General features: G+C 46.2%; 11 protein-coding genes and 3 tRNA genes. 12 read left to right on the top strand and 2 right to left on the bottom strand.

All coding sequences use genetic code 11. The annotated features are described in order from the left end of the window. The first annotated feature begins 1 nt into the window (after position 1). The 12 genes from ACRCZA_RS09760 to ACRCZA_RS09705 all read left to right on the top strand — a co-directional run bounded on the left by ACRCZA_RS09760 (position 2) and on the right by ACRCZA_RS09705 (position 8,306). On the top strand, positions 2-2,131 hold the full coding sequence (locus ACRCZA_RS09760; protein ID WP_438674251.1) for a prolyl oligopeptidase family serine peptidase: 2,130 nt from the start codon (positions 2-4) through the stop codon (positions 2,129-2,131). A 169-nt stretch (positions 2,132-2,300) separates the two neighbouring features. Continuing rightward, on the top strand, positions 2,301-2,702 hold the full coding sequence (ybgC, locus tag ACRCZA_RS09755) for a tol-pal system-associated acyl-CoA thioesterase (protein ID WP_438674250.1): 402 nt from the start codon (positions 2,301-2,303) through the stop codon (positions 2,700-2,702). Further along, positions 2,692-3,378, top strand: a complete 687-nt coding sequence (tolQ, locus tag ACRCZA_RS09750; RefSeq protein WP_438674249.1) for a protein TolQ — start codon at positions 2,692-2,694, stop codon at positions 3,376-3,378. Before ybgC ends, tolQ begins: the two co-directional genes overlap by 11 nt. Next, complete coding sequence (gene tolR / locus ACRCZA_RS09745) at positions 3,378-3,812, top strand: protein TolR (RefSeq protein WP_438674248.1); 435 nt, start codon at positions 3,378-3,380, stop codon at positions 3,810-3,812. Before tolQ ends, tolR begins: the two co-directional genes overlap by 1 nt. Continuing rightward, positions 3,813-4,826 carry a cell envelope integrity protein TolA gene (gene tolA / locus ACRCZA_RS09740; protein WP_438674247.1) on the top strand — a complete coding sequence of 338 codons (1,014 nt, stop codon included), beginning with the start codon at positions 3,813-3,815 and terminating at the stop codon, positions 4,824-4,826. Between the two features lie 9 nt (positions 4,827-4,835). After that, positions 4,836-6,164, top strand: a complete 1,329-nt coding sequence (gene tolB, locus ACRCZA_RS09735; protein WP_438674246.1) for a Tol-Pal system beta propeller repeat protein TolB — start codon at positions 4,836-4,838, stop codon at positions 6,162-6,164. A gap of 46 nt (positions 6,165-6,210) precedes the next feature. Continuing rightward, positions 6,211-6,747 (top strand): peptidoglycan-associated lipoprotein Pal, encoded by a 537-nt coding sequence (gene pal, locus ACRCZA_RS09730; RefSeq protein ID WP_438674245.1) that lies wholly within the window; start codon positions 6,211-6,213, stop codon positions 6,745-6,747. Positions 6,748-6,771: 24 nt separating this feature from the next. Then, on the top strand, positions 6,772-7,515 hold the full coding sequence (gene ybgF / locus ACRCZA_RS09725) for a tol-pal system protein YbgF (RefSeq protein WP_438674244.1): 744 nt from the start codon (positions 6,772-6,774) through the stop codon (positions 7,513-7,515). A 142-nt stretch (positions 7,516-7,657) separates the two neighbouring features. Next, positions 7,658-7,733 (top strand) — tRNA-Lys (locus tag ACRCZA_RS09720). Between the two features lie 74 nt (positions 7,734-7,807). Further along, positions 7,808-7,883 (top strand) — tRNA-Lys (locus ACRCZA_RS09715). A 52-nt stretch (positions 7,884-7,935) separates the two neighbouring features. Next, positions 7,936-8,011, top strand: a tRNA-Lys gene (locus ACRCZA_RS09710). Between the two features lie 46 nt (positions 8,012-8,057). Further along, positions 8,058-8,306, top strand: a complete 249-nt coding sequence (locus ACRCZA_RS09705) for a hypothetical protein (RefSeq protein WP_438674243.1) — start codon at positions 8,058-8,060, stop codon at positions 8,304-8,306. 143 nt (positions 8,307-8,449) lie between these two features. On the opposite strand, the gene ACRCZA_RS09700 is transcribed toward ACRCZA_RS09705, so the two are convergent. Together ACRCZA_RS09700 and ACRCZA_RS09695 are read right to left on the bottom strand one after the other, a co-directional pair. After that, a complete protein-coding gene (locus ACRCZA_RS09700; protein WP_438674242.1) occupies positions 8,450-8,710 on the bottom strand; it encodes a GrxA family glutaredoxin in 261 nt (86 codons plus the stop codon). 60 nt (positions 8,711-8,770) lie between these two features. Beyond that, positions 8,771-10,579 (bottom strand): DEAD/DEAH box helicase, encoded by a 1,809-nt coding sequence (locus ACRCZA_RS09695; RefSeq protein ID WP_438674241.1) that lies wholly within the window; start codon positions 10,577-10,579, stop codon positions 8,771-8,773. Positions 10,580-10,840 lie beyond the last annotated feature (261 nt).

The following is a 10,840-nucleotide window of genomic DNA, read 5'->3' as shown; positions in this document are numbered from 1 at the left end:
GCTGAGCCTTGGCGCCTGTCAAAGTGGCAATACTGACGAGTCCGCGGCGATGGTGCCCGTGAGTCAGAGTCAATGGAATTACCCACATACTGAGCAAGCATCGTTAGTTGAAACGATCCATGGTGTCGCCGTGGCCGATCCTTACCGCCATCTTGAGGCTAATACGCCGCAAACCGAGGCTTGGGTAAAAGCACAACAACAGTTCGGCCAAGACTATTTGGCTAACATCCCCAATAAACAAGCGGTGGTGGAGCGGATCACTGAACTGTGGAACTTTGAAAAGATTTCAGCGCCCTTTGAAAATGGCGATAATCAGTTTTACTACCGTAATGATGGTTTACAAGCGCAAGCGGTGTTATATGTCAAAGGGATAGATGGGATAGAAAAGCCCTTACTGGATCCTAATCGCTTTTCTGCCGATGGCACAGTGGCATTATCCGGGGTATCGGTCAGTAATGACGGTAAAACGCTGGCCTACGGCGTGTCAACTTCGGGATCGGATTGGCAACAATGGCAGTTTATCGATATCGCCAGCGGCAAAAAACTAGCCGATGAGCTCAAGTGGATTAAGTTTTCCAGTGCAGTATGGGATAAAGAAAACCAAGGCGTATTTTATGCTCGTTACGATGCGCCGGCCGGTGGTGATTTATTAGCCGATGTGAATTTTAATCAGAAGGTGTATTACCATAAATTAGGCACCGACCAGCGCCAGGATATATTGATCTATGAACGCCCACAAAATAAAGATTGGGGTTTTGGTATTGAGGTGTCTGAAAAGGGTGAGTATCTATTACTGTCGATTTCCCAAGGGACGGATAAACGTAATCGGTTCTTCTATAAGTCGCTGTTTGAGCCTAAAGCCCAAGTTGAAGAACTGATCCTCAATCTCGAAGCGGAATATGAGTTTTTAGGGAACGATGGCACGGTATTTTATTTTAAAACCGATTTAGATGCGCCAAATGGTAAAGTGATTGCAATTGATACCCGTAATAGCCATAAATCTCAGTGGCAAACGATCATTCCGGAATCCAAAGATCCAATAAATGCGGTAGCCATCATCAATGATCATTTAGTGGTCAGCTATTTACATGATGTATTAAGCCAATTATCCATTTATAGTTTGGGAGGGCAAAAACGTCAGGATGTGGCGTTACCCGGTAAGGGCAATGTTGCAGGCCCCTTTGGCAAGGCCAGTAAAGATTATTTTTACTATGTCTTTAATAGCTATATTCAACCCGAAACCACCTATAAGTTTGATTTCAAAACGGCTGAATCAACCGTTGTGGCAAAGCCTAAGGTGTCCTTCAATCCCGATGATTATGTCTCTGAGCAAGTGTTTTACACCAGCAAAGATGGTACCCGTGTGCCTATGATGCTGTCCTATAAAAAGGGCTTAGTGAAAAATGGTCAGAACCCCACTTTATTATATGCCTACGGTGGTTTTGCGATTTCGATGACGCCGCGCTTTAGTCCGGCGAATATCGCTTGGTTAGATATGGGCGGGATTTATGCTGTACCGAGTTTACGGGGTGGCGCCGATTACGGTGAAAGTTGGCATCAGGCGGGGATGTTCGATAAAAAGCAAAATGTATTCGATGACTATTTTGCCGCCGCCGAATATCTTTTCAACGAAAAATACACCAATAGCAGTAAATTAGGCGCCTATGGCCGCAGTAACGGCGGTTTATTAATGGGCGCGGCAGTGACTCAGCGTCCGGAATTGTTCGCGGCAGTGCTACCTGCTGTGGGGGTATTAGATATGCTGCGTTTTCATAAATTTACCATAGGCTGGGCGTGGACAAGTGAATATGGTAGCGCTGATAATGCCGCGCAATTTCCGGCATTGTTAGCCTATTCGCCTTATCATAATGTAAAACCCCAAGCCTATCCTGCGACGATGGTGATGACCGCAGATCATGATGATCGGGTGGTGCCGTTACACAGTTTTAAATTTGCGGCGATGTTACAAGCGCAGCAACGCGGCGATAAACCGGTGATCATGCGGATAGAATCGAATGCAGGCCATGGGGCCGGTAAACCCACAGCCATGAAGATTGATGAATTTGCCGATATTTACAGTTTCCTTTGGCAAAGTTTCGGTCTGCAATTGCCGCAGACGTTGGTAAAATAGCCAAATCAGTCAACATAATGGGATCGAAAGATCCCATTATTATTTACAAGTGCTTAAATTCAGTCCAACCCAGTTCGAACAGTATCTATATCTTCATCGGGTCATTCACAATTGTTCTTTCCCTAGGTATAGTAAGCGTCAATTTTTCAATCAAAATTGCTTATTTCAAATGACGTTTAATTGGCCAATTTCAGTCTATTACGAAGATACCGATGCAGGTGGGGTTGTCTATCATTCGAATTATCTCAATTTTTTTGAGCGTGCACGCACCGAATGGTTAAAAGCCTTCGGTGTCAGCCAGACTGCATTATTGGCCGACGATACCGCATTTGTGGTAAAACGGGTGGAAATCGACTTTAACAAAGCCGCGCGTTTCGAGCAGAACCTTATTGTAGAAACTAAGGTCATAGAGTTGAAAAAGGCCTCGTTGATGTTTCATCAACGTTTGGTAGATCATCAGGGAGATTGTTACTGTGAAGCGACAGTGTTAGTTGCCTGTGTGGCTTTATCACGGATGCGTCCCCGAGCTATTCCCTTAAATATTGTGCAGGAGTTTGACAGTGCAAGCTGATATGTCCATTGTTGGGTTATTTTTACAAGCCAGTTTATTAGTGAAATTTGTGATGTTTACACTACTGGCCTTGTCGGTGATGTCGTGGACGGTCATTATCCAACGCCGTAGTTTATTGACATCTGCCAAGCATAAATCGGCCAAGTTTGAAGATAAATTTTGGTCCGGTGTTGACTTAAATCGTCTCTATAAAGAGTTATCGGCCCGGCCGGATAATACCGGTTTAGAATCTTTATTTGTGACTGGCTTTAAAGAATATTCACGCTTAAATAAATTAAACAGCAAAGTGCCCGATGCGGTGATGGATGGCACTTCTCGAGCCATGCGCGTGACCTTGTCTCGGGAATTAGAAAAGCTAGAAGCTAACTTACCTTTATTAGCCACTATTGGCTCGACCAGTCCCTATATCGGCTTATTTGGTACCGTATGGGGGATCATGAACTCTTTTATCGCCATCGGTTCGATGGAAAACGCCACCCTCGCCATGGTGGCGCCGGGTATTGCCGAGGCATTGATCGCGACGGCTATGGGTCTATTTGCGGCGATCCCTGCGGTTATTGCCTATAACCGCTTTTCAACACAAGTGGATAAGTTGGAAATGGCCTACGCCAACTTTATGGAAGAGTTTTCTAGCATCCTGCACCGTCAAGCATACAGTGAGAAGGAAGGGGCATAATGCAAGTAGCTTATCAGCGCAAACGTCGGCGCCCCGTGGCTGAAATCAACGTGGTGCCCTATATCGACGTCATGCTGGTGCTGTTAATTATCTTTATGGTAACAGCGCCGATTGTCACTCAAGGGGTTAAGGTCGAACTGCCTCAAGGCGCTGCCGAAGTGCTGCCAGCCGACAGTAAACCGCCCGTCGTGGCGTCCATTGATGGTGATGGCATTTATTACCTCAACAAAGGTGGCTCAACCAATGAAGAGATGGATTTAGAAGCCTTAGCAACGGAAGTCGCCGCCATTATTGTGACCGAACCTCAGCGGCCAGTTGTGGTAAAAGCCGATCGCAATATTCCTTACGATAACGTGATCCAGCTGATGGTGACTCTGCAACAGGCGGGGGTGCCTTCCGTCGGCTTGATGACGGATGCACCCAAGGAGAAATAGGTGGCGGATAATTCAAATTTTGCATTACCGCTGTCGATTTCAGCAGGTATTCATATTGGTGTGATAATAATCTTGGTTCTCGGTGTTGATTTCACCCATAAACCTGTTCAAGTGCAACAAGTTAGCGCTCCAGCTGTCCAAGCTGTGATGATAGATCAGCAAAAAGTGACTAAGCAGGTTGAAAAACTTAAGCAGGAAAAGCGTGACAGTGAACGTCGTGAACAAGAACGCCAAGCAGAGCTTGAACGCAAAGCACAGGAAGCAAAACAGGCGCGTGAACGTGAACAAGCTCAACTTAAAAAATTAGAGCAAGAACGTAAACAGCAAGAAATCGAAACTCAAAAGGCGAACGAAGCTGCTAAAGTCGCTCAAGTGAAACAGCAACAAGAAAAGGAGAAGGCCCAAAAAGCCGAAGCCGAACGTAAGCTGAAAGAACAAGAGCGTAAAGTGGCTGAAGAAGCCGCGCAAAAGGCCGCTGAAAAGCGTAAAGCAGAAGAGGCTGCCGCTGCTAAAGCTGAAACGGAGCGTAAGCAAAAAGAAGAAGCTGAACGCAAAAAGAAAGAAGAAGCCGAGCGTAAGCAAAAAGAAGAGGCTGAACGTAAGTTAAAAGAGGAAGCCGAACGTAAGCGTAAGGCCGATGCTGAAGCCAAAGCTCGCGCTCAGCAAGAGCAGGAAATGGCTGATGCACTGGCCGCAGAGCAGGCGGCATTGTCGCAAACGATGAATAAGCAGATGCAAACTGAAGTCGGTAAGTATACCGCGATGATTAAGTCAACTATTCAACGTAATCTGGTGGTTGATGAGTCGATGCGTGGCAAAACCTGTACCGTGTCGGTACGCTTAGCCAATGATGGTTTTGTGATCAGCAGCCAGACTCAGGGCGGCGATTCAAACGTTTGCCGTGCAACCAAAGCGGCCATTTTAAAAGCGGGTAAACTGCCGGTATCTCAGGATCCTGCGGTGTATAACTTGATGAAAGAAATTAACTTAATCGTTGAACCAACGTTTAATTAAAGGAGTAGCATGAAAATCTTGGCAAAATGGTTGGCGGTGGTGGTGCTACTGTGTAGCGGCCCGGTCAAAGCCGCATTGGATATTGTGATCACCGAAGGGGTGGATGCGGCGCGTCCGATTGCTGTACTGCCTTTTGTTTGGCAAGGCACTGGCGCACCGCCGCAAGCGATTGCTGATGTGGTGATGTCAGATCTCGTTCGTAGCGGTACGTTTAAACCGTTAGATGAGCTCGGTTTACCGCAACGTAATATTGGGGCATTGGCTCAGTTTCAACCCAGCGCTTGGTCTAGTGTCGGTGCAGAAGCCCTCGTGGTTGGCACGGTAAAACCCTATGGTACGGACCAATATCTGGTCAGTTTTGACTTAATTGACCTCGTCAAAGCGCAAAATCAAAGCTTAAATGGCGCTGCCAATGCGACTGGTTTTTTGATGGATAGTCGTCAAACGGTGATCTCTGCCGCGCAATTTCGTCAGTATGGTCACAGGATCAGCGATATCGTCTATGAAAAACTCACCGGTATCCGTGGTGCTTTCTTAACTCGCATTTCTTATGTCGTGGTCAATCATGCGCAAAAAGCCCCGTATCAGTTAATGATTGCTGACTATGACGGCTTTAATGAGCAAATGTTATTGCGTTCACCTGAGCCTTTAATGTCTCCAACATGGTCACCTGACGGTCGTCGTTTGGCCTATGTGAGCTTTGAAAACAAAAAAGCCGAGATTTTTGTTCAAGATCTTTATACCCAAGTGCGTACAAAAGTCAGCAGTTTTCCTGGCATTAATGGTGCGCCGTCATTTTCACCTGACGGTAAATCCTTAGCGGTGGCACTTTCGAAAGATGGTCAACCCGAAATTTATGTGATCGATATTGCCACCAAAGCGGCTAAGCGCATTACGAATCATTATGCGATTGATACCGAACCTACTTGGTATCCTGATGGAAAATCACTGTTATTTACCTCTGAGCGCGGTGGTAAACCGCAAATATATCGAGTAGATTTAACTTCAGGTAAAGTGACCCGTGAAACCTTTGAAGGCGAATGGAATTTGGGAGGATCTATCACTCCTGATGGTCGCAGTATGATTTTTGTTAATCGCACCAATAGTAAATTTAATATTGCTCGTATGGATTTAAGTACGCGTTTTATGCAAGTACTGACCTCGACCCGTTTGGATGAATCGCCCAGTGTCGCACCCAATGGGACTATGGTCATTTACGGCACAACGCACCAAGGCAAGCAAGTGTTAGCCGCGGTCTCGACCGATGGACGTTTTAAAGCAAGATTACCGGTTGGTCAAGGCGAGGTGAAATCACCTTCTTGGTCACCCTTTCTCTAATGTATTACCCTGATTTATCAACAATTAATTTAAAAAGGAACACATAATGGATCTGAACAAGTTGTTAAAAGCTATGTTGGTAGCACTTCCAATTATGGCTATTAGTGCATGTAGCTCAACTTCTGAATCAGAAACGGATGCAATGGGCTCCACAAATGGCTCAGACAGTGAACTCAATGGTGGTGGCGTTCAAACCGGTGGTGTTGGCGGCATGCTTTCCCCAGAAGAACAACAACGTCAACAATTAGAAGAACTGAGAAGAGAGCACATCATTTACTTCGACTTTGACCGTAGTGAAGTGCAAACCGAATTTGCGGCCATTTTAGAAGCTCACGGTACTTATTTAGTCGAGCACCCTAGTGTGCGTGTACTGATTGAAGGCCACGCCGATGAGCGCGGTACACCTGAGTACAACATTGCACTGGGTGAGCGTCGTGCTAAAGCGGTAGCAAAATACCTGCAAGGCATGGGTGTACAACCAAGCCAAATGAGTATTGTCAGTTATGGCGAAGAAAAACCATTAGACTTTTCTCGTACCGATGAAGGTTTTGGTAAAAACCGCCGTGCAGTTTTAGTTTACTAAGATTGACTTACGGAGAGTAACACCATGAAACGTGCCGTCTTAATTACGGCAATGTTCTTCGGCGCGGGTACTGCAGTTGCAGCACCCGCTCCTGTGGAAGATATTGCTGGTGGTTCAGGTGATGACAGACTTGCTCGTTTAGAGCGCATCGTGAAATCAAGACAGCAAAGCGAGTTAGAAATGCAGCGCCGTCTGGACACTTTGCAGCAGGAAGTTCTCGACTTACGTGGTTTAACCGAACAACAGAATTACCAAATTGAGCAGATGCAGCAACGCCAGCGTCAGCTGTATGAAGAGTTGGCTAATGTCACCTCAAAAGCCTCCGCGCCAGCCACTCCTGCGGCAACGACTCCACCTGCGGTGACGGCGAATGCCGCGGCAAGCAGTTTAAGTGAAACCGCAAGTTATGAAGGTGCCGTCAATTTAGTGTTAAAAGAGCGGAAGTATGATGATGCGATCCCTGCATTTCGCGCTTTTATCAAACAGTATCCCGATTCCGTATATGCGGCAAACGCCAACTATTGGTTAGGGCAATTACTATTTAATAAGAGCGAGTTTGCTGAAGCCAAACAAGCTTTTAATACAGTAGTGACGCGTTTTAGTGATTCCAATAAACGCGGTGACAGTTTAGTTAAGCTTGGGATGATTGCCGAAAAAACCGGTGATAAAGCAGGTGCGACACAATACTATGAGCAAGTCGTAAAAGATTACGCCAATAGTGCTGCCGCTCGGATAGCACAGCAGCAATTGGCCGCAATTAAAGCCTAATTAACTAAAAAATATACTCTTAGTCTGTTTTTCATGCAAACGACAAAAAATTGGGAATTTGCGCTTGCATGAGAAACTGAAAAAGGTATTATAGGCGCCCTCAGAGCGGCAAGGTCGTTCGGGGCGCAGAATACCAGTAAATGGGTCGTTAGCTCAGTCGGTAGAGCAGTTGGCTTTTAACCAATTGGTCGAAGGTTCGAATCCTTCACGACCCACCACTTATCCTGTTAAATAGTTTTAAATATTCTTTTTAATAGAACAAGTTAGTGGGTTTTGTGCGTAACACTTAGATGGGTCGTTAGCTCAGTCGGTAGAGCAGTTGGCTTTTAACCAATTGGTCGAAGGTTCGAATCCTTCACGACCCACCACTTTCCTGAAAGTGCATAAAGCAGGGTATTGTCTTACATAGACACTCAAGATGGGTCGTTAGCTCAGTCGGTAGAGCAGTTGGCTTTTAACCAATTGGTCGAAGGTTCGAATCCTTCACGACCCACCACTTCCTTATTCAACTATCCCCTTAATGCTGATGCTACAGATCATATTTGTTGATTGGTATCGGTCGCTCTTATTTCTTTTATCGCAATTTTTCTATTGTTATCAGTCTTATTACCGCGATTAGTTTACGTTTTTGTTTGGTTGAACTGGCGATGCAAGTTAGCCACTCTGTTGTTTATTTTCGCAGCGTTGCTTATCTTCGTAGCGTTTTCATTATCTTCGCCGCAAATGGGCGTTTGTTTATTGCGGTGATTTTTTTGGCGAGTTGCTACGAGCACAGCGGAAAGTGCAGCTAAAAATAAGGAGCGCTGAGGTCTCCTTATTTTACGCGACAATTTTTACAGAATAAGACGCTTACAGAATAATACGTTTACAGAATCAGACGATTTACAGCGTGATCATGCGTATTAATCAGCGCGGTAAGTAAATATGTTGCGATTTAGCCTAACAAATTGTTCTCACGCACGTATTGCTCAAAATCAGTACAACCGCCTACGTGTTTCTCATCGACAAAAATTTGTGGGACTGTTTCAACCGGCTTACCAATCGTTTTTTCAAGATCAGCTTTTGAAATGCCTTCAGCGTGAATATCGACATACTTGAATGTAAAGTCATCACGTTTTTCGACGAGTTGTTCAGATAATTGTACCGCTCGTACGCAATAAGGGCAGCCAGGACGGCCAAAAATAACAACGAACATAATAGCTCCTTAGGTTTACTTTAATTGTTTTATACCATAGACATAGCGGAATTGATAACCTCAGTTGTGTTTATTTTCGATTTGATAGCGGCCTTGGTAATCAAAATAACTTTCCAGTAAATCCCAGCCCTTTTTGTGTTTTTTTAGCAGCAGAAGCTCAGGCATGCGAAAGGCGGCGCGATCGGCGATTAACTCAGCGACATTGTGATACTTTTTGGGTTTCAGCCCCGGCGTACGGCTATGGGGGAAAATAAACAGGGCATATAAAGCGCGCCATTGGGCGGGCGTTTGTAACTTAAAACGCCGAATAAATGCATTGCCGTCAATATCGATGTATTGGATTTTCAGCGAGCCTTGATCATCAATAAGCAGCATGTCTTGGCAGCGAAAGAGGTGATGGTGCTGCTGTTTAAGTACCTGCTGCAAGCGTTTATCCGGATCGATTAAGGTCGACTGACAATGCTGACAAATGCGCGCGGCGATATCATTTTCCTGTCCGCAATCCGGGCAGGATTTCGCGCGAAAACGAAAGTCACATTGCTGCTTTTTACCTTCATGATCGACTAAGCCCTGACAGCGTCGTCCATAATGTTCGACAATGTCGCCATCGTTATCAGTGATCCCCCAAAAGATATTGGCAAACTGGCAGAGTGGGCAAGGGACTTGAACGGGGACGGCCTTGCTATTGGGTTTGGCTTGGCCGACTTCTGGGAAATATAAATCATAGCCATTTGCCGCATAATCAATCACGAGGCAATCTGTTTTACCAGCACAGATCCGAAGGCCGCGGCCAATCATTTGCTGAAATAGACTGACCGATGCGGTAGGGCGCAGGATCGCGATAAGATCGACATGCGGCGCATCAAACCCGGTCGTTAGTACCGCCACATTCACCAGAAATTTAAGTGCTTGGGCTTTAAAGCGCGCGATAAGATTGTCGCGTTCTTGATCTGCTGTTTGGGCGGTGATCACGGCATAAGGGGCGCTGTGGTACTGGCTTAAGAGTTTGGCAATTTCTTCGGCATGACGCACGGTTGCGGCAAAGATAATGATGCCTTGGCGTTGGCTGCTCAGTTCAATTAGTTGCTTGACGATAGCTGTTGTGGCTCGGCCGGCATGATTGAGTAAGGCATTGACCTGCGCTTCAGGATAGTCGCCATTATCATTGGGTTTAATGTTGCTGAAATCATATTGGGCACTTAGCCCGTCTAATAAACGGGGGGGCGTGAGGTAACCTTGCTTGATGAGCGGGCGGATTGGCAGCTCAAAAATGCACTGCTCAAATACGCCTAATTCCGCGGCTCCCACTTTGCCATGGTAATGCTGTTTATAAATCCATCCACTCCCTAACCGATAGGGGGTGGCGGTCAGCCCAAGCAGACGCAATTGGGGATTGTGTTGCCGTAAATGGGTGAGCAGTTGTTGATATTGGCTATTGGGCTCGAGACTGACCCGGTGACATTCGTCGATGATCACCAGAGAGAAGGGGGTATTGAATTGGGATAGCGCTCTGGCTGCCGATTGGATACTGGCGACCACGGTTTTGCCTGTCGCGGTTTTTTGGTTAAGCCCCGCGGCATAGATGCTCGCCTCGGTGGTTAACAGACCGACCTTCTGAGCGTTTTGCGCCACGAGTTCTTTGACATGGGTTAGGATCAATACCCGTCCCTTGGCAATGCGGGCCAGCTCCGCGATAACGATACTCTTACCCGCGCCAGTGGGTAACACTAATACCGCAGAGTCGTGGCTTTGCCGAAAATGCGTGATGGCAGCATCGACCGCTTGTTGTTGATAATCTCTCAGTGTGACGGAACCATGAGGTTGCACTGAATCTGTCGGGTTAACTGATATCGTCGGTTTTACTGGCATCTTTTGGGGTGACAGGCCCGCAGGCCTTTAATCGCTCTGGCAGATAGTTGAGCGAGCAAGCTTAACACATCGGACTTAAACATCGGATCAAAACATTGGCTCAATACATTAGCTCAATACATCGGATTGAAATAGAGTCCAAAAACCTTGGCCTAAAAAAATGCCCCTGTACCTGTAAATAAAGGTGAAGGGGCAAGTCACTGAAAGTGGCAAGCAACACTTTCGACATCGTTGGCGGCACTGAGTGTTGACGCTCAGTGC

The sequence above is a fragment of the Shewanella sp. genome (genome assembly GCF_051658185.1).
GTDB lineage: Bacteria > Pseudomonadota > Gammaproteobacteria > Enterobacterales > Shewanellaceae > Shewanella.
The sequence above is the reverse complement of the archived record's forward strand: the minus strand, read 5'-3'. Positions and strand labels throughout refer to the sequence as shown.

Bases quoted from the DNA above. Each gene is read 5' to 3' on its own strand.
- tolR (WP_438674248.1), top strand. From the start codon at position 3,378: ATGCAAGTAGCTTATCAGCGCAAACGTCGGCGCCCCGTGGCTGAAATC.
- ybgF (WP_438674244.1), top strand. From the start codon at position 6,772: ATGAAACGTGCCGTCTTAATTACGGCAATGTTCTTCGGCGCGGGTACT.
- pal (WP_438674245.1), top strand. From the start codon at position 6,211: ATGGATCTGAACAAGTTGTTAAAAGCTATGTTGGTAGCACTTCCAATT.
- ACRCZA_RS09700 (WP_438674242.1), bottom strand. From the start codon at position 8,710: ATGTTCGTTGTTATTTTTGGCCGTCCTGGCTGCCCTTATTGCGTACGA.
- ACRCZA_RS09695 (WP_438674241.1), bottom strand. From the start codon at position 10,579: ATGCCAGTAAAACCGACGATATCAGTTAACCCGACAGATTCAGTGCAA.
- ybgC (WP_438674250.1), top strand. From the start codon at position 2,301: ATGACGTTTAATTGGCCAATTTCAGTCTATTACGAAGATACCGATGCA.
- tolB (WP_438674246.1), top strand. From the start codon at position 4,836: ATGAAAATCTTGGCAAAATGGTTGGCGGTGGTGGTGCTACTGTGTAGC.